The sequence below is a fragment of the Xanthomonas euvesicatoria pv. euvesicatoria genome (genome assembly GCF_020880415.1).
Classification (GTDB): domain Bacteria; phylum Pseudomonadota; class Gammaproteobacteria; order Xanthomonadales; family Xanthomonadaceae; genus Xanthomonas; species Xanthomonas euvesicatoria.
The window spans coordinates 43,675-62,527 of the sequence record NZ_JAJIUJ010000072.1; the positions used below are offsets into that span (position 1 = coordinate 43,675).

Sequence of the window (18,853 nt, forward strand, 5' to 3'; positions counted from 1 at the left end):
GCTTCTTACTGAGCCGTGTACACGATTTCGACGCGGCGGTTCTGCGACCAGCAGGACTCGTTCGACTCGGTGCAGACCGGACGCTCTTCGCCGTAGCTGACGACGGTCAGCTGGCTGGCCGAGCCACCGGCAGCCTGCAGCGAGGACGACACGGCATTGCCGCGACGCTCGCCCAGACCCATGTTGTACTCACGCGAACCACGCTCGTCCGCATTGCCCTGCAGGGTGATGCGCGAGGAAGGACGGTCACGCAGGTACTTGGCGTGGCAAGCCATGATGGCCTGGAATTCCGGCTTCAGGGAGTCCTGATCCAGATCGAAGTAAACAACACGCTGACGCAGGCAGGCATCGGTATCCAGGTCGCCCGGGCCGTACAGGCCAGAGGTGGACGGGCCGGTGGGAACCGAGGAACCAGCGGTGGTATCGGTCGCAGGAGGCGGAGTTTCCTTCACCTTCTTCGAGCAACCAGCCAGCACAGCAACGGACAGCAGGGAGACAAGCAAGACGCGGGTGGACTTGTTCATGGGGTACCTATGGAGGCTCTGGGCCAATGAGTGGTTTAACGCAGCGAAATATTAACATTAATGCGCGGTTCGGTAAGGCCCCCATGCGGGTTCTCTCACATCGCCGTCGGCCAGCACCAGGCGCTGGCGGACCCGAGCGTCGGAAGAGACCGCGTACAGCACGCCACGGCCGCCTTCGCGTGCGGCGTACAACACCATGCTGGCGTTAGGCGCAAAGCTCGGCGATTCGTCCAGCGACCCCGGCGACAGCGTGCTCCAGCTGGGCGAACCCAGGCTGCGGTCCATCATCGCGATACGGTAGGTGTTGCCGCTGCCCTGAGCCACGGCAATCTTCTTGCCGTCGAACGACACGCTGGCGGTGGCGTTGTAGTTGCCCTGGAAGGTCACGCGGTTGGCGCTGCCGCCGCTGGCTGCCACCTGGTAGATCTGCGGACGGCCGCCGCGATCGGAGGTGAAGTAGATGCTGCCGCCATCCGGCGCCCAGGTCGGCTCGGTGTCGATGCCGAAGTGGTTGGTGAGCTGGGTGAGCTGCTTGCTGCCCAGGTCCATCACGTAGATTTCCGGGTTACCGCTGCGCGACAGCGCCAGCGCCAGGCGACGTCCGTCCGGCGAGAACGACGGCGCGCCGTTGATGCCACGGAAGCTGGACACCAGTTCGCGTGCACCGGTGGCGATGTCCTGCAGGTAGATCGACGAGTTGCCGCGCTCGAAGCTCACATATGCCAGCTTCTTGCCGTCCGGGCTCCAGTTGGGCGACAGCAGCGGCTCGGCCGAACGCACGATGGTCTGCGGGTTGTAGCCGTCCGAGTCGGCCACCATCAGCGCATAACGCATGGCGCCGCCCTTGCCGCTGGCAGTCACATAGGCAATGCGGGTCCAGAAGGCACCGCGCACGCCTGTGATTTTCTCGTAGATGGCATCAGCCATCTGGTGCGAAACATCGCGCATTGCATTGGCACGAGCCGTCATCGCCAGGCCCAGCATGCGCTCGCCCTTGGCCACGTCGAACAACTCGTATTCGACCCGGTATGCGCCTTCGCCGGCGTCCATGACGCGGCCGACCACGATGTAGTTCTGCTTGAGGGTGCGCCAGGTCTGGAACTGCACCTCGGTGCCACGGGTCGGCTTTTCGACGATCTGCGCGGCCGGCAACGTGCGGAACTGCCCGGAACGATCCAGGTCGGCGCCGACCACGGCGGACACGTCGGTCTGCGGCGCGGTGCCCGAGCCCTGATACGGCATCGGAATGACAGCGATCGGCGTGGCAGACGCGCTACCGCCGACGATATCGATGGTGAGACCTTGCTGCTGCGCGAGTGCGCTCAGCGGCAACAACAGGGCGGTCAAGGCGGCTAGCCAACGCAGCGGTTTTTTCATGGACGGCTCGGATCGGGCAGGAAAAGTGTGCAAGGGATAGCAATCAACGAGTGAACATACTCGCAATCGTGAATGAGTTGACGTGAAAACGGAGCGAGCGATGGTGTAGCGACATGGACAGCCCCATGGGCGATCACGCGGGGTGGCACCAGGCTGCGGCGCCAGTGGCCGCCGCAGCCCGACAACGATTACTGATCCTGCGCAGTGAACACAAAGGTCAGGTTGCGCTGGAACACCGACTCGAACCCGCGGTAAGGCAATGGCTGGGCGCTCAACACGGCCGCTTCGATCGAACGCTGGCCAGCCTCGTCGTAGGGGCAGCCCGGCGCCACCTTGGCCTCCATCACGCTGCCGCCCGGCAGCTGGCGGATGTTGATGGTGCATTTCTGGCCTGGCGGCACCGACGGCGGACGCACCCACTGCGCCAACACTTTCTGTTGAATCGCCGCGGCGTATTTGGCCGACAGGTCGGTACTGGTACCGCCCTGCCCTGCGGTCGGTTGCGCGCTGGTCGCCGCGGCCGCGGAGGCCTGCTGCGCACGTGCGGCGGCGACCTGGCGCAACTTCTGTTCGGCCAGCGCCATCTCCTTATCGGCTTGCGCGCGCTGACGACGGATGTCGGCGATCTTCTTCTGGCGTTCGGCTTCTTCCGCCGCCTGCTGTGCGGCCGCCTGTTTCTTCTTGGCGTCGGCCTCTTCCTGCTGCTTGGCAAGGCGCAGTTTCTGCTCGGCCTCTTCCTGGCGTTTCCGCTCGGTCAGGTCGATCTGCTCCTGGCGACGCTTGGCTTCCTGTTCCTGCTTGGCCTTTTCGGCGGAAATGGCCAGTGCATCCACGCGCTCCTGGTCGACCTTGTCGGGCTGGGCTATGCGCTCCTGTGCCTGCGCCTGCTGCGGCGTGGGCGCATCCTGCGGGCGCGGCTCGGGGATCGGCTGTGGCGGTGGCACGCTGTCTTCCGGCGCGGGTTCGGGCAACGGCGCAGGCGGGGGCGGCGTCTCGACCGGCGTGGCCTTCAATGCCTGGCGCGCAACCCGCGCCTCGGCAGCCGACACGTCCAGCGAGGCCTCCATGCTGGGGTCGCCGGCCGCGGGCTCCACCGAGCGTTCGGGCGACCACAGCCAGCCGGCGATAAACACCAGCGCGACCAGGACGTGCACGACCAATGCCAGGACGACCGGTCGAAACCAGCCGTCATCGCGCGCCGTCTGCGTGGGGAGTGCGTCAGCGTGCATCGCTGCCTGCGGTGCCGCCGGAGTCGGAAATCAGGCCCACTTTCTCGACCTTGGCCTGCTTGAGCACGTCGATGGCATCCATGATCTTCTGGTACGGCGCGGCGCGATCGCCGGCCACCACCACACGTGCGTCCTTGTCCTGCGCCACGATGGCAGCCAGCTGTGCCTGCAGCGCAGCCACGTCCATCGCCTGCGGCTTGCCCTTGGGCAGCTGCAGCGCCAATTTGCCATCGGCAGCGACCACCACCACGACCGGGTCCTGCTTGCTTTCCAGCGCCTTGGCGCGCGAACTGGGCAGGCTGACGTCGGTACTCAGGGTCAGCAACGGTGCGGTGACCATGAAGATGATCAGCAGCACCAGCATCACGTCGATATACGGCACGACGTTGATGTCGGATTTGAGCTTGCGCTTCTTACGACGGGAAATACCGGAGATCATCGCGAAACGTTCCTAATTAGTCCTCGGCGCCGGCTGGCAGTGCGCTTGCACGGTGCCCCGAAAAGGGACACCTGCACGTGGCACTGCGCACCGACGCGACTGGCCCTGCCGGACACTTCCCGCGTCACGCCATGCGGGGGCATGCCGGCAGCGCGCATCACTCGTCCGCGCCGGCCTGGCGCTGCAGGATGGAGCTGAACTCGTCGGCGAAGGTCTCATAGCGCACCGACAGCCGTTCCACGCGGGTGGTGAAGCGGTTGTAGGCCCACACGGCCGGAATCGCCACGAACAGACCGATGGCGGTGGCGAACAACGCTTCGGAGATACCCGGCGCCACCGCGGCGATACCGGCCTGCTCGCCGCTGCTGACCATGTCGTGCATGGTCACCATGATGCCGAACACGGTGCCGACCAGGCCGACGTACGGCGCAGTGGAGCCGATGTTGGCCAGCAGTTCGAGGTTGCGCTCGAGCTGGTCGACTTCGCGCGTGAACGCGGTGCGCATGGCACGCTGCGCGCCTTCCAGCTGCACGCGCGCATCCAGACGGCGGCGGTCGCGTAGACGCGAGAACTCGCGGAAGCCGCTTTCGAACATCGATTCCAGACCGCCCACGGTGCGGTTGCGGTCGGTGGCCGAGGCGTACAGCTTGGCCAGGTCCGCACCGGACCAGAACCGGTTCTCGAACTCGTCGGCCTCGCGATTGGCCAGCTTGAACGCACGCGCCTTGCGGAAAATGATCACCCAGCTGATGAACGAGCCGATCAGCAGCAGCAACACGATGATCTTGACCGGGATACTGGCGCGCAGGATCAGGTCTACATAGTTGATGCTGCTGTTGTGCGCCACGCTGGCGGTCTGCGCCGCGGCAGCGGCGACGTCCTGCGGCAGTGCTTCCACTACCGTGTCCTGCAGGGCCAGGAGCAATGCAATCGACATCCGTTCGTTCCTCAGTAATCGGATTCTGGGGTTTCTAGAGCTTTCAACACGTCATACAGCGCATCGTCCATGCCACGCGGACGGAAGTCGCTGGTACCGAGCGCGGCAATACGCACCTCGGCGGTCAGCAGCACTTCGCCTTCGCGACGGACCGATTGCGCGAACAGCAGGCTGGCCCGTCTGCATCGCAGCAATACCGCCGACACTGACAGCGCGTCGTCGAGCCGGGCCGGCTTGAGGAAATCCAGTTGCATCGCGCGGACCGCAAACACCAGGTCGTGCTCCTGGCGCATACGCTCCTGCCCGTAGCCGAGCGCACGCATCCACTCCGTGCGCGCGCGTTCCATGAAGGCCACGTAGCGCGCGTGGTAGACCACCCCGCCGGCGTCGGTATCTTCCCAGTAGACGCGTGTCGGCCAACTGAATACCGGCAGGGATTGGGGATTGGAGAATGGGGATTCGATGGTCATGGGCACGGAATTTCGGTCGTGACGGCCCAGGTTGGCGACCAGCAGAGCGTCGTCAAAACAGGTCTCCCGGTTCGCCGATGCCCGGGGCGCGCTCGCGCGGCACCTTCAGGCCCAGATGCAGATAGGCCTTGGGCGTGACCATCCGGCCGCGCGCCGTGCGGATCAGAAAGCCCTGCTGGATCAGGTACGGCTCGATGACGTCTTCCAGCGTGCCGCGCTCCTCCGACAGCGAGGCGGCCAGCGATTCCACGCCGACCGGGCCGCCATCGAAATGTTCGACGATGGTGCGCAACATGCGACGGTCGAGCTCGTCAAAGCCTTCCGGATCCACTTTCAGCATCTGCATGGCCGCCTGCGCCACCGGCAGATCGATATGCCCGGCCGCCTTGACCTGGGCGTAGTCGCGCACGCGACGCAGCAGCCGGTTGGCGATACGCGGGGTGCCGCGCGCGCGGCGTGCGATTTCCGCCGCGCCTTCGGGCGTGCAGTCGATGCCCAGTATGGCCGCCGAGCGAATCACGATGCGGGTCAATTCCTGCGGGGAATAGAATTCCAGCCGCTGCACGATGCCGAAGCGGTCGCGCAAGGGCGCGGTGAGCAGGCCGGCACGGGTGGTGGCACCGATCAGGGTGAACGGCGGCAGGTCGATCTTGATCGAGCGCGCGGCCGGGCCGTCGCCGATCATGATGTCGATCTGGAAATCTTCCATCGCCGGATACAGCACTTCTTCCACCACCGGCGAGAGGCGATGGATTTCGTCGATGAACAACACATCGTGCGGCTGCAGGTTGGTGAGCAACGCCGCCAGATCGCCGGCCTTTTCGATCACCGGGCCAGAGGTCACGCGCAGGCTCACGCCCAGCTCGTTGGCGATGACGTGACTCAGCGTGGTCTTGCCGAGCCCGGGCGGCCCGAAGATCAGCACATGATCCATCGCCTCGCCACGCGCCTTGGCCGCCTGGATGTAGATCTCCATCTGCTCGCGCACCGGCTGCTGACCGAGATAATCGGCCAGGCGCTTGGGACGAATGCTCGCATCGGCGGCGTCGTCTTCGCGGGTGGAGCTGCTGGCGATGATGCGCTGCTCAGTCATCCGGCCATCTTCTCATGCCGCGCGCGGATGGCCCAACATCTAGACATCAAGCTCGGCCTGGCGCAGCACTGCGAAGAAGGCATCGAAGCGCGCGGCGCGCCAGGTCGGCACCAGCCCTTCCCAGTTCTCGAAATAGACGACCTCCGGCTCGCATTGCGGGCCGCGCGCGCGGTAGTCCAGGCACAGCAGGCTATCGACGTTATGGCAAGACAGCACCAGCACCTGATCCAGGCCGGCGTGCAGGCAGGCCGCAGCGCGGAAGTCACTCCGGTCTTCGAAGGCATCGGCAAAATCCAGCACGCTGCGGATCTGCGCCAGCGGCGATAGATCGCGATCAACCAGCACGCATTCCCAATCCACGTAGTGATCGGACGGAAAACGGGTACGCGGCACCCAGCACCAGCCGGTATCGCCCCCGTCCTGGACACTGTAGAGACGCTTGAACAATGCCGGCAGGCGCACGCCCAGGCGTGCTTCGGCCTCAGCGAAGGCATCGGCGTCCGCTGCGGCTCCGCCGTCGTTCCGCCCATCGGCGCCGCTCCAGAACGTGGTCAATGCCGGCGGCTGCGGCTGCCACTGCACCACATCTGCGTCGTGCTTGGCCTGCAACGCGGGGGACCAATAGTGGACATCGACCAACTGCGCCAGCAGGTCCTCCACGTTGGCGAACACCGCCAACCGGCGCTTGTCGCCTGCATCGACGTAGACCAGTGTGGGCTCGGCACCGAATGCGGAGTAGTCCAGGCACAGCGCCCGGCTCGGCGAACGGTCATCGGCCGCGATGACGATCAGATGGCGATCATCGCCACCGGCAGCAAGCCCGGCAAACGCGTCGTCGCGGTACTCCTCGCGGGCACGCACTTGCGCAAAGGAAAACAGCTCCGCACTGCCGAGCAGGCGCGCGCGCGGGAACAGCCATTCGGCCTTGAGCCAGTTGTCCGGCTCCTCCAGGGACTGACCACGCGCCATCTGCACCGCGCCGCCGTCGTAGCGTGCGTACAACTCACGCAGCCAGGCCGGCAGGCGGACACCGAGCCGCGCTTGCGCCGCCGCGATCGCGGCCTCGGTGGCCGGCACGCGCCCGAGGTTGAGTGCGTCATCCCAGAAGGTGTCCAGGCTCGGTGAGCGCCCGTAGACCATCCACTTGAGCGCGGCCACGCTCAGATCTCCACTTGCGCGCCCAACTCCACCAGGCGGTTACCGGGGATGCGGAAGAAACCGGTGGCCGGGGCGGCATTGCGATGCATCAGGGCGAACAGCTTGTCGCGCCAGATCGGCATGCCGCGATTGGCGCTGGCCACGATGGTTTCGCGGCTGGCGAAATAGGTGGTGTCCATCGGATCGAAATAGATCCCGCCCTGATCGCAGGAGCGCATCAGCGCCAGCGGCACGTCCGGGGTCTCCATGAAACCGAAGCGCACATGCACGCGGTAGAACTCGTCGCCGATCGCGTCGATCTTGAGCCGTTTCCCGGCGGCCGCGTACGGCACCTGCAGGGTTTCCACGGTCAGGAACACGTTGCGCTCGTGCAGCACCTTGTTGTGCTTGAGGTTATGCATCAGCGCGTGCGGCACCACCATCGGGTCGGCGGTCAGGAACACGGCCGTGCCGGGCACGCGCACCGGCGGCGCCAGCATCAACCCGGGCAGGAAGGTGTCCAGCTTGATACCGTCCTTGCGGATCTCGTCGTGCAGCAGCTTGCGGCCGCGGCGCCAGGTACGCATCAGGGTGAACAGGATCAGACCCAGCAACAACGGGAACCAGGCGCCGTCCAGGAACTTGATGATGTTGGCGTAGAAGAACGCGCAGTCCACGGCCAGGAACACCAGCGCGAACAACCACAGCAGCGGCGCCGGCACGCGCGGGTTGGCACGCGCGTAGATAATCATCAACACGGTGGTGATCAGCATGGTGCCGGTCACCGAAACGCCGTACGCGGTGGCCAACGAGGCCGAGTCGCCGAAACCGATCACGGCCACCGCCACCAGCGCCAGCAGGCACCAGTTCACCGCCGGCACATAGATCTGGCCGATGGTGGAGTGCGAGGTATGGCGAATGTGCATGCGCGGGATGTAGCCGAGCTGCATGGCCTGGCTGGCCACCGAATAGGCGCCGGTGATCAGCGCCTGCGAGGCAATCACCGTGGCTGCAGTGGCGAGCACGATCATGGGGTACAGCGCCCACTCGGGCACCGCCTCGTAGAACGGGTTGCTGACCGCGGCCGGATTGCGCAGCATCAGCGCGCCCTGCCCTAGGTAGGTCAAGGTCAGCATCGGCAGGACCACGAACTGCCACGAGCGGCGGATCGCCTTGGCGCCGAAATGGCCCATGTCCGCGTACAGCGCTTCGCCACCGGTCACTGCCAGCACCACTGCGCCCAGCACGAACACCGCATGCCAGTTGTGTTGCGCGAAGAAGCGCACGCCCCACCACGGATTCAGCGCATGCAGCACTTCCGGTGCGCGGGCCATGTTGTAGACGCCGATCGCGCCCAACGCGAAGAACCAGAGCAGTGTGATCGGCCCGAATGCCTTGCCGACACGTTCGGTACCGAAGCGCTGCGCAAGGAACAGCATGCCCAGTACCACCAAGGTGATCGGCACCACGAACGGCTCCAGCCTGGGCGCAGCCACCTCCAGGCCCTCCACCGCCGACAGCACCGAAATCGCCGGGGTGATGACGCCGTCGCCAAAGAACAGCGAGGCACCGAAGATGCCGAGGATGCCGACCACGTACATCGAGCGCGAACCGCCCGGCAGGGTGCGTTGCGCCAGCGCGGTCAGCGCCATGATGCCGCCCTCGCCGTCGTTGTCGGCGCGCATGATCACGGTGACGTACTTGAGCGTGACCACCAGCATCAGCGCCCAGAACACCAGCGACAGGATGCCCAGCACGGTGTCGTGGTCCGGGGTCAGCCCGTAGTGCGGCGAAAACGCTTCCTTAAGCGTATACAGCGGGCTGGTACCGATATCGCCGAAGACGACGCCGATCGCGCCGATGACCAGGGCGGTCTGGCTGTTGGCGGGCGCGTGGCTGGAGCCGGCTGATTTGGGGGTGTGGGACATGAGGTGGGCAGTTTTCGCCAGACAGCGTGAAGATGATGAGGGAGCCAGCACCTGTCGAAGGTGCCTGCACTGACGTCACAGACACCCAAGGTACGGGCTGGCCGCGGGCAAGGATGCGCAGTGTACGGGCCGCCCCTGTCGATGCCGAGTGCCGGCCGCGCCCGCTTTGCGGCCAGGCGATGGTTCGTGGCCGCGCTCAGCGCAGCGCGGCTTGCAGTGCCTTGCGGATGACCGTGGCGACCTCGTCGCCTTCTGCACCGGCGTCGCGCGCCATGCGGGCGGCCTCGGCCGGCTTGTAGCCCAGCTGTTGCAAGGCCACGGTGGCTTCGGAAACGGCGTCGGGCCCCAACTGGCCGGTGATCGGGGCGCCGCTGCTGAAATCGGCCGCGCGGTCGCGCAGTTCCACCACCATGCGCTCGGCGGTCTTCTTGCCGATGCCGGGAATGCGCGTCAGCGCGGTGATGTCGCCGCTGGTGATCAGGCGGGCGAACTCGTCCACGCTGACCCCGGACAACACCGCCAGCGCAATCTTGGCGCCGATACCGGTGACCTTCTGCACATCGCGGAACAACCGCCGCTCGCCTTCGCGCAGGAAACCGTACAGCGCGACGCTGTCTTCCTTCTGCGCGTAATGGGTGAACAGGATCACGTCGCGACCGACATCGGGCAGATCGTAGAAGGTGCTCATCGGCGCCTCCAGCTCATACCCCACCCCACCCACGTCGATCACCAGCCACGGCGGCTGCTTGTAGGCCAGGATCCCGCGCAGACGGCCGATCATTGGGCACCGCCGTTGTGGTGCCGGGATTGGGGATTCGAGATTGGGGATTGGCGAACTCCCTCGCTGCCGTTGACGACGGCTGCGCACCGCCGAAGCGGTACAGCGCACGCGAACTCGCGGTTGCGAATCCCCAATCCCAAATCCCGAATCCCGATTGTCATTTCTTGCGGCTCCAGGCCTGTTGGGTATTGACGCCCAGGCGTTGCGCGGTGGCGCGCACGTGGGCGTGAGTGATGGCGACCGCCAATGCGTCGGCGGCGTCGGGCTGCAGCTTGCCTTTCAGGTTGAGCATGATGCCGACCATGTGCTGGACCTGCACCTTGTCCGCGCCGCCCTTGCCGACCAGCGCGAGCTTGACTTCGGTGGCAGCGTACTCGTGCACCGGCAGGTCGCGCATGACCACCGCGCAGATCGCCGCGCCGCGCGCGTGGCCGAGCTTGAGCGCCGAAGCGGCGCTCTTGCCCATGAACACCCTTTCGATCGCCACCTCATCCGGCCGGTAGGTCTCGATCAGCTCGCCCAGCCCCTGCAGCAGCCGCTTGAGCCGTTGGGAGAAATCACCCTCCCCCAGCAGCATCAGCGGCGCGTGGTGCACATGCCGGCTGCGACCGTCCTCGTCGATATCGATGATGCCGATGCCGGTGCGCTGCGAACCGGGATCGATGCCCAGGATGCGGGTCATTGAGCGGCCGGCAATTGGGAGTCGGGAATCGGGAATGGGTAAAGCGGCCTACTGGCGTGCTCGACATTGCCGAGCGATGCAGGATGCTGCTGTTTCGATTCCCGATTCTCCATTCCCGATTCCCGGCGCCTCAGGCGCCAAGCGCCGCTTGATCGACGTTCGAATACACGTCCTGTACGTCGTCCAGGTCTTCGAGCATGTCCAGCAGCTTGCGGACCTGCACGGCGGTCTCGCCGTCCACGGCGATGTCGTTGTCGGCGCGGAAGGTGATTTCGGCGTGCGCCGGTTCCAGCCCGGCAGCGACCAGGGCGTCCCTGACCTGGGCGAAGGCGTCCGGGGCGGTCAGCACATCGATGGCGCCGTCTTCCGGATACACCACCACATCGTCGGCGCCGGCTTCGATGGCGGCATCGGTGAGGGTGTCTTCATCGATGCCGGCAGCGAAGCTCAGCACGCCCAGGCGCTTGAACATGAAGGCCACCGAGCCCTCGGTGCCCATGTTGCCGCCGCATTTGCTGAAGGCATGGCGCACGTCGGCCACGGTGCGCACGCGGTTGTCGGTCAGGCAGTCCACGATCACCGCCACGCCGCCGGGCGCGTAGCCCTCGTAGCGCACTTCTTCGTATTCCACCCCTTCCAGCTCGCCGGTGGACTTCTTGATGGCGCGCTCCATCACGTCCTTGGACATGTTCGACGACAGGCCCTTGTCCATGGCCGTCCGCAGACGCGGATTATTGGACGGGTCGCCGCCGCCGGCGCGGGCCGCCACGCTGATCTCGCGGATGATCTTGGTAAACATCTTGCCGCGCTTGGCGTCGGAGGCGTTCTTGCGGCCTTCGATCGAGGGACCTCTACCCATGGGTGGTTCCAGACTGGCTTCAATGACAGGGCGCGGATTTTACCTGATTGCCCGCCCTCACCGGGGCAGCGACATCCGCCTGCGCATGTTCACCGCTGGAAGCGGCCGGTGCGCAGAAAGGCCAGCGCCTGTGCGGCGGCCTCGGGCGAGCGCAACAGGCCGCTGTGGCTTGCCTGCACCACGCAATGATCGCGCAGCCCGGGCAGGCGGGTTTCGGCCAGCGCCACGGTGCCGTCCGAGCCGCCGTCGAGCGGGGCGAGCCAGCGGCCGATCCCACGTGCCACGTTGCCGGCCACCTGACCGATCTCGGCCTGGCCGTCCCAGCGCACAAAGCCCTGTTGCAAGATCGCGGCGCTGCGGCCCAGCGCCCATAGCCCGCCACGTTGCGCCAGCCCGCGCGCGGCGGCGCTGCCGCACAACGGCGAGCCCAGGCAGACCACGCGACGCACCGGCAGGTCGGGGGCATCCTGCAATGCCTGCAGGGCCATCAGCCCACCCAGGCTATGACAGATCACCAGCTGCGCGCGGCTGGCGCGCAGGCGCTCGATCAGACGCGGCACCGCATGCGCGGGGCCGCCGAGCACGCTGGCGTAACCGAACAGCGCAGGCGCCAGCCCGTTGGCACGCATCCGCCGCGCCAATGGCAGCAGCCAGTGCGCGGTGTTCCAGATGCCGTGCACCAGCAGCACGTCGGCGGTCGCGGCGCGCGTACCGTCGCGCGGACTGCGCCGCGGCGCCGCCGGGCCGATGGAGGATGCGCTGGACACTGAGATGGTTACCTGCAGAGGGCATCAACTGCGCGTGCGTTGCGCGCTGACGCCAAGCGAACGCGCAACCGCAACGGGCGGCAGCACGGGTGCGATCAGTCCGCTGCCAGCACCGGGCTGCGCCGCAGGATGTATTCGCGGTCGACGATCTTGCCCACCGGAAAATCGTATTCGCCCACCTTTTCGAAACCATAGCGGGCGTAGAAGCGCTGCGCGCCGAAATTCTCCGACCACACGCCGATCCACAAGGTGCGTGGGCCGTCGCGCTCCAACCATTGCAGCGCAGTTTCGAACAATCGGCTGCCCCAGCCGCTGTTCTGATAGTCCTTCAGCAGATACAGCCGCTTCAGCTCCCCATCGCCGGGCCGCACCTGATCGTGCGGCAGCCCGCAGGGGCCGGCGGCCGCATGGCCGACCAGCAGGTTGTCCATCTCCAGCAGCCAGATCGCGTAATCCGGATGCGACAACACGGTGCGCGCGCGCTCCACGGCATAGGTCTCTTCCAGAAAACCGCGCAGGTCCTCTTCCGGATACAGATGCCCGAAGGTTTCGGTAAAGGTCTGCGCGGCCAGAAGCGACAGCGCTTCGGCATCGTCCGGCGTGGCGCGGCGAATGCGGGTCATGCGGGCCCCTCTGGCAAGTCGACGCGGCAGCTTCTCGCATGCTGCGGCGTTGCTGCAAGTGGCGAATCGGGAATGGGGAATGGGGAATGGGGAATGGGGAATGGGGAATGGGAATTGCCGAGCGCCCTGCGAGTCGGGCACCAGATGCGTCTGCCCGGCTGGTGGTCTTACCACCCAGAGGCCTGGTTGCCGCGTACGTTGGAATTGCCGCGCGTATCGGAGCGGCATGCAAAAAACGCGCTGCGTCACCTGCTAGAGCTTGGGTGCAGTTGCTGACAAGCACTCAGGGTTACGGAAAGTCGCGGTGCGCGATTGCTTGGCAGTTCGTTACGCACGCCGCGCTGCGCGTGCAGCTGTTCGATACGCGCGTTGCGTGCAGCGCAGATCGGCCAGCAACGCCTTGCGCCAGCTGCCCGCTGCGCATGAACAGCACGGCCACGCAATGGGCGTGGCCGTGTGTTCGATGACGGGTCAGACCTGCTTCGGGCGCACCTGCACGTGCACTTCGGCGAGCTGGTCGGCAGCGATCGGCGACGGGGCGTCGGTCATCAGATCCTGCGCGCCGGTGGTCTTGGGGAACGGGATCACGTCGCGGATGGACTCGGTACCGGCCATCAGCGCGGCGATGCGGTCGATACCGAAGGCGATGCCGCCGTGCGGCGGCGCGCCGTAGTTCAACGCGTCCAGCAGGAAGCCGAACTTGGCGCGCGCTTCTTCGGCGCCGATGCCGAGCAGTTCGAACACGGCGCTCTGCATGTCCGGGCGGTGGATACGGATCGAGCCGCCGCCGATTTCGTTGCCGTTGAGCACCATGTCGTAACCGCGCGAGACCGCGGTGCGGGCGTTGGCGCGCAGGTCGGCAATATCGTCCACCGCCGGTGCGGTGAAGGGGTGATGCAACGCGACGTAACGCTGCGCCTCATCGTCCCATTCGAACATCGGGAAGTCGGTGACCCACAGCGGCGCCCAGCCGTCGGCGACCAGGTTGAAGTCCTTGCCGGCCTTCAGGCGCAGCGCGCCCATGAAGTCGGACACCTTGGTGTAGCCGCCGGCACCGAAGAACACGATGTCGCCATTGCTGGCGCCGACATGCTTGAGCAGCGCGGCGAAGGATTCTTCGCTGAAGAACTTGGCGATCGGCGAACTGACCTCGCCGGTCTCCGACAGCTTGATGTAGGCCAGGCCCTTGGCGCCGTATTTGGCGGCATGCGCTGCGTATTCGTCGATCTGCTTGCGCGACAGGCTGGCGCCACCGGGAATGAGCAGCGCGGCAACGCGGCCATCGGCATCGTCGGCGGCAGCGGTGAACACCGGGAATTGGCTGGCCTTGACCAGCTCGGCCACGTCGACCAGTTCCAGCGCGATACGCAGGTCCGGCTTGTCCGAGCCATAGCGACGCATCGCCTCGGCCCAGGTCATGCGCGGGAACTGCGCCGCCAGGTCGACATCCACCACTTCCTTGAAAATGGCGCGGATCATGTCTTCGACGAAATCCTGCACATCGCGCTCGCGCACGAAGGCGAATTCCATGTCGAGCTGGGTGAATTCCAGCTGGCGGTCGGCACGCAGCGCTTCGTCGCGGAAGCAGCGCGCGATCTGGTAGTAACGGTCGAAGCCGGCCACCATCAGGATCTGCTTGAACAGCTGCGGGCTCTGCGGCAAGGCGTAGAACTCGCCCGGATGCATGCGCGCAGGCACCAGGAAGTCGCGCGCGCCTTCCGGGGTGGCCTTGGTCAGGATCGGGGTTTCGATGTCCTGGAAATCGCGCGCATCCAGATGCCGGCGCAGCGCCTGCACCAGCTTGATGCGGGTGCGCTGCATGCGCTGCATTTCCGGCCGGCGCAGGTCCAGGTAGCGGTACTTCAGGCGGGTTTCTTCGCCCGGGTTTTCGTGCGCGTGGAACGGCAGTGGCGCGGCCTTGTTGAGGATGCTGATGCGCGTGGCGATCACTTCCACCTTGCCGCTGCGCAGCTTGTCGTTGACCGCATGACGCGCGCGCACCACACCTTCCACCTGCAACACGTCCTCGTAGCCCAGGCTGGCGGCCACCTTGAACAGCTCTGCGCTGGCGTCGTCGCCGGCCACCGGCTCCACCGTCACCTGCACGATGCCTTCGTGGTCGCGCAGGTCGATGAAGCACACCCCGCCCAGGTTGCGGGCCACGTCGGTCCAGCCGGCGAGAGTGACGGTTTGGCCGATCAAGGTCTCGTCGACCAGGCCGCAGAAGTGGGTACGCATCGAAAGCTCCGCTGAAAACCCGACGCAGGACAGCGCCGGAAAGCCGGATATTCTGGGGCCGGCGAGCGGCAGGAGCAAATGCGCGGGCGCTCATGGGCGCTTAAGTCGGTGCCCGGCTGAATAGGCGCCACGCCCCTCCTGCACCAAGGACGACACGATGCTGCGCACTGCCCTGCTGCTCTCCGGCTTCGGCCTGATCACCCTCACCGGCGCATTTGCCAGCGTCACTGCCAGCGCCCAGGAGCGTGGCTGGAATGGCCCCAGCATCACCTGTTCCAGCAACGACAACCGCCGCCGCGAGTGCGATACGCCGTTCCGCGGCCGCGCGGTGCTGGTGGAAAACATCTCCGGCACGCGCTGCATCGAAGGCCGCAACTGGGGCAGCGAGCGCGGCCGGATCTGGGTGGACAATGGCTGTCGCGGCCGTTTCGTCGACGCCCGCAGCGGTGGCGGCTGGGGCGGCGGCTATGGCCCCGGCGGCGTTGGCGGGATCGCTGGAACGGTGCGCTGCGAGAGCAACGATCAGCGCCAGAACATCTGCGATACCGGCTGGCGCCGCGCCAATTTGGTGCGCCAACTCTCCAACACGCCCTGCGTGGAAGGCCGCAACTGGCGCCAGGAAGGCGGCCGGATCTGGGTGGACGACGGCTGCCGGGGCGAATTCGCGCAGGCCCGCGGTGGCGGTGGCTGGGACGGCGGCTATGGCGGCCGCGATGACCGCCCCGGCAACGGCTATGCGATCACCTGCGCCAGCGACGACCGGCGCCAGCGACGACCGGCGCCTGCGCACCTGCGCCTGGGATGGCCGCTATGGCCGCCCGGTGCTGACCCGCCAGCTGTCGGACACCCGCTGTGCGGAAGGTCGCACCTGGGGCTACGACGATCGTCGCGCCACGGTGTGGGTCAACGACGGCTGCCGGGCGCGTTTCGAGGCGCGTTGATGCACTGGCCGCGCAGGCTGGCTGGGTGAGATAGGCCTGCGCGCGTCGGCGAGACACCGGCGCCAGCGTTCTGGACCACGGCACGCATCCAGGCGGATGCGGCTGTCAACTTCAGTCGGGGCGATCCATAGAAGGGCGGCAAACCGCACGCGCAACGCGTGCGTCTTAGCCTTGCAGCCTCGCGGCTACCCGCCATGCTTCACCACAGTTTGCCGGGACTGCACTTGGCCCGGCTGACGTGGGTGTATCGACACCGGCCCGGCCAGCGAGATCGTCCACCGCGCATGCCGGGCGCTACCGGGGAACGCAGTCCTGGCCGCGGCGAACGGCGGTGGGATGGCACAGCCGTCCGGGTTGGCGGCAAGCACCCATGCAATCCTCCGCGACACAGCCGGCAGCACGGTGCTCGACGTGGAGTCGTTGCAACGCGCAACCGCGCTGTGCGGCGCAACCTGCACGCCGCGGCCACTTATGCCGGATCGGACGCGGGCTTGGCGGCCGGCTTGCTCTCCGCGGTTGCCGCCGGTTTGGCATCGCCGCCGGCGCTGCTGCTTTCGGTGAGGTTCTTCTTTTTCTCGCCGGCCGATTTGAAGTCGGTCTCGTACCAGCCGCTGCCGGACAGGCGGAACGACGGCGCGGTGACCTGGCGCTTGATCGTGGCAGCGGCGCAGGCCGGGCAGGTTTGCGGATCGGGGTCGGCCATTTTCTGCAGGCGGTCGAATGCGTGGCCGCAGGTAGTGCACTGGAAACCGTAGATGGGCATGGCAGGGATCAGCTGAAGACGTTGCAAGGGGCGCAAATTCTAGACGCATGCGGGCAGGCAAGGGCAGCGCGCCGCCTGCGACGGGCAGCAGGCAGCCGGTGATGCGTCTACTTGGCCGGCGCCAGGCGACGGCGGCAATGTGCAGTGGCCGCTTCGACGCCCCGCACATGCCGATGGGCTGCGCGCACCGACGCAATGCCGCCCCACCCTGCGCGCAGGCGTGGCTGGCGGCAGCGTGGGGCGAGCGCAGCGCACAACACCTCCGCGTGCACGCCATGCGATCGACACATGCATGGGTTGCGTATCCAAGCAACGCACGAGCAATCGCAAAACACCCCCCGCGGCAATCACATCCTCACGCACAATCGCCGAAAACCGCGCACGCGCCAACGGCGCCGATCGAGCCGCACCGACCAGGCTGTTACACTCGAACACGTGATCGACGCGCCTTTTCCCCCACGAGGGCCGCATCCATGTTGCGGTTGACTGCCTTACTGCTGGGCGTTGCCCTGCTACTCACCGGTAGCGGGTTGCTCGGCACGCTGCTCGCCGTGCGTGGCGATCAGGCCGGCTTCGATGCGCGGGCATTGGGGTTGATCATGTCCGGCTACTTCGCCGGCTTCTTTCTGGGCACCTTCTTCGCACCGCCGCTGATTCGCCGCATCGGGCATATCCGCGCGTTTGCGTTTTATGCGGCGCTGGCAGCCATTGCGGTGTTGCTGCATCCGATCTGGTTGAACGCCTGGGGCTGGGGCGTGCTGCGCCTGGTGACTGGCGCGGCGTTGGTCGGCCTGTACACCGTGATCGAAAGCTGGCTCAACGCCGAGCCCGACGCGCGCCGGCGTAGCCGGGTGTTTTCGGTCTACATGGCGATCAATCTGTCGGCGCTGGCACTGGGCCAGGTCCTGCTCACCATCGGCGATGCAGGCGCACCGGCGATGTTCACGCTGACGGCGATCCTGTTCTGTGCAGCGGTGATGCCGGTGATGACCACGCGGCTGATCCCGCCCGAGGTGCCGCATGTATCGCGCCTGCGGTTGGTCACGCTGTATGCCCTGGCGCCGGTGGCCACGATTGGCGCCGGCCTTTCCGGCCTGGCGATGGGTGCGTTCTGGGGCTTGCTGCCGGTATATGCCAACCGCATCGGGCTGAATTCCGACGGCGTGGCGATGTTCATGCTCACCGCCATCGTGGGCGGTGCGGTGCTGCAGTGGCCGATCGGGCGCATCAGCGACGGGCATGACCGCCGCATCGGCCTGGTGACCGTGAGCGTGCTGGCCGCCGGCATCGCGATCGCTGCCGCGTTGCCGATGGTGCAGACACAGACCACCGTGCTGTTCGTGCTGTTCTTCGTCTATGGCGGGTTGGCGTTTTCGCTGTACCCGTTCGCGGTGGCGCACATGCTCGATTACCTGCCGCGCGAAGACCTGCTTTCCGGCAGCAGCAGCTTGTTGCTGGTGCATGGCGTGGGTGCGGCGATCGGCCCTGCATTGGCCGGCGGCGCGATGCAGAAGTTCGGCCCGGCCGCGTTGCCGGTGTATTTCGCGGTGATGTTGTTGGCCCTGGCTGGCTTCACGTTGTCGCGGCTGCTGCGTTTCACCCGCCGCCGCCCCCATCCGATCGCCTTCCGCCCGATGCTACGCACCACGCCGTCGGCACTGGAGTTGATGCCGGAAACACAGCAGACCGACACGCCACTGCGAACCAAGTAACGCTGACCATGCTCTTTCGCGCTGGCTTTAGGATGGTCGAACAATTCGATCAGCGGACTGCACACCTGCCACTGCGGCCAGCGCGGTTGTGCTGGATCTCGAAACTTCGCTCGCTGTCTGGTGCGGTGGCCTCGCCAATTGCGGGACCGTTGGCGGCATGGATGCCGCCATCGAGCCCCCAGGGATGGGCTCACGGCGTGTCCAAAGCGGTGAGGCATCGCGCTATCGACCGACTCCGCGTTTGACCCAGCCCGTTGACCGGCCCACATCCTGCTTGGCCCAAGATCTCGTCAGCTCGGCTGGAAGCATCCGAACGCCGCTAACCCAGCTAACCAAGTCTTCGCTCTGGCCAT

At 66.4% G+C, this 18,853-nt stretch carries 17 protein-coding genes and 1 pseudogene; 2 read left to right on the top strand and 16 right to left on the bottom strand.

The features are described from left to right. Positions 1 to 5: 5 nt before the first annotated feature. From pal to aspS, 15 genes are all read right to left on the bottom strand, one after another. On the bottom strand, positions 6 to 524 hold the full coding sequence (gene pal, locus LN450_RS12445; protein ID WP_003482562.1) for a peptidoglycan-associated lipoprotein Pal: 519 nt from the start codon (positions 522 to 524) through the stop codon (positions 6 to 8). A gap of 57 nt (positions 525 to 581) precedes the next feature. Beyond that, a complete protein-coding gene (tolB, locus tag LN450_RS12450) occupies positions 582 to 1,901 on the bottom strand; it encodes a Tol-Pal system beta propeller repeat protein TolB (protein ID WP_003482565.1) in 1,320 nt (439 codons plus the stop codon). A gap of 188 nt (positions 1,902 to 2,089) precedes the next feature. Next, the gene (tolA, locus tag LN450_RS12455) at positions 2,090 to 3,130 is read right to left on the bottom strand and encodes a cell envelope integrity protein TolA (protein WP_008578062.1); all 1,041 of its coding nucleotides are present in this window, start codon (positions 3,128 to 3,130) and stop codon (positions 2,090 to 2,092) included. Beyond that, entirely contained in the window at positions 3,120 to 3,569 is a 450-nt protein-coding gene (gene tolR, locus LN450_RS12460) for a protein TolR (RefSeq protein WP_005913652.1), read from the bottom strand. Before tolR ends, tolA begins: the two co-directional genes overlap by 11 nt. Before the next feature lie 157 nt (positions 3,570 to 3,726). Further along, positions 3,727 to 4,506 carry a protein TolQ gene (tolQ, locus tag LN450_RS12465; RefSeq protein WP_008578063.1) on the bottom strand — a complete coding sequence of 260 codons (780 nt, stop codon included), beginning with the start codon at positions 4,504 to 4,506 and terminating at the stop codon, positions 3,727 to 3,729. Between the two features lie 11 nt (positions 4,507 to 4,517). Continuing rightward, complete coding sequence (ybgC, locus tag LN450_RS12470) at positions 4,518 to 4,976, bottom strand: tol-pal system-associated acyl-CoA thioesterase (RefSeq protein ID WP_008578064.1); 459 nt, start codon at positions 4,974 to 4,976, stop codon at positions 4,518 to 4,520. A 52-nt stretch (positions 4,977 to 5,028) separates the two neighbouring features. Further along, positions 5,029 to 6,069, bottom strand: coding sequence for a Holliday junction branch migration DNA helicase RuvB (ruvB, locus tag LN450_RS12475; RefSeq protein WP_042841112.1), 1,041 nt, complete (start codon positions 6,067 to 6,069; stop codon positions 5,029 to 5,031). 39 nt (positions 6,070 to 6,108) lie between these two features. Next, positions 6,109 to 7,227 carry an SMI1/KNR4 family protein gene (locus tag LN450_RS12480; RefSeq protein ID WP_011348274.1) on the bottom strand — a complete coding sequence of 373 codons (1,119 nt, stop codon included), beginning with the start codon at positions 7,225 to 7,227 and terminating at the stop codon, positions 6,109 to 6,111. Between the two features lie 2 nt (positions 7,228 to 7,229). After that, positions 7,230 to 9,134: a potassium transporter Kup gene (locus LN450_RS12485; protein WP_008578069.1), complete on the bottom strand. Its 1,905-nt coding sequence runs from the start codon at positions 9,132 to 9,134 to the stop codon at positions 7,230 to 7,232. A 196-nt stretch (positions 9,135 to 9,330) separates the two neighbouring features. Next, on the bottom strand, positions 9,331 to 9,915 hold the full coding sequence (gene ruvA, locus LN450_RS12490; RefSeq protein ID WP_008578070.1) for a Holliday junction branch migration protein RuvA: 585 nt from the start codon (positions 9,913 to 9,915) through the stop codon (positions 9,331 to 9,333). Between the two features lie 157 nt (positions 9,916 to 10,072). Next, positions 10,073 to 10,597 (bottom strand): crossover junction endodeoxyribonuclease RuvC, encoded by a 525-nt coding sequence (gene ruvC / locus LN450_RS12495; protein WP_011348275.1) that lies wholly within the window; start codon positions 10,595 to 10,597, stop codon positions 10,073 to 10,075. Between the two features lie 130 nt (positions 10,598 to 10,727). Continuing rightward, complete coding sequence (locus LN450_RS12500) at positions 10,728 to 11,456, bottom strand: YebC/PmpR family DNA-binding transcriptional regulator (RefSeq protein ID WP_008578072.1); 729 nt, start codon at positions 11,454 to 11,456, stop codon at positions 10,728 to 10,730. 89 nt (positions 11,457 to 11,545) lie between these two features. Further along, the gene (locus LN450_RS12505) at positions 11,546 to 12,223 is read right to left on the bottom strand and encodes an alpha/beta hydrolase (protein WP_011348276.1); all 678 of its coding nucleotides are present in this window, start codon (positions 12,221 to 12,223) and stop codon (positions 11,546 to 11,548) included. A 95-nt stretch (positions 12,224 to 12,318) separates the two neighbouring features. Then, entirely contained in the window at positions 12,319 to 12,846 is a 528-nt protein-coding gene (locus tag LN450_RS12510; protein WP_011348277.1) for a GNAT family N-acetyltransferase, read from the bottom strand. A gap of 471 nt (positions 12,847 to 13,317) precedes the next feature. Then, the gene (aspS, locus tag LN450_RS12515) at positions 13,318 to 15,084 is read right to left on the bottom strand and encodes an aspartate--tRNA ligase (protein WP_011348279.1); all 1,767 of its coding nucleotides are present in this window, start codon (positions 15,082 to 15,084) and stop codon (positions 13,318 to 13,320) included. A gap of 157 nt (positions 15,085 to 15,241) precedes the next feature. Between aspS and LN450_RS12520 the strand changes: the two are divergent. Beyond that, positions 15,242 to 16,025, top strand: a pseudogene (locus LN450_RS12520) (DUF3011 domain-containing protein). 469 nt (positions 16,026 to 16,494) lie between these two features. Here LN450_RS12520 and LN450_RS12525 read toward each other — a convergent pair. Further along, positions 16,495 to 16,788, bottom strand: coding sequence for an FmdB family zinc ribbon protein (locus tag LN450_RS12525; RefSeq protein ID WP_008578079.1), 294 nt, complete (start codon positions 16,786 to 16,788; stop codon positions 16,495 to 16,497). Between the two features lie 473 nt (positions 16,789 to 17,261). Here LN450_RS12525 and LN450_RS12530 point away from each other — a divergent pair, with 473 nt between their 5' ends. Further along, complete coding sequence (locus tag LN450_RS12530; protein WP_011348281.1) at positions 17,262 to 18,500, top strand: MFS transporter; 1,239 nt, start codon at positions 17,262 to 17,264, stop codon at positions 18,498 to 18,500. Positions 18,501 to 18,853: the final 353 nt, after the last annotated feature.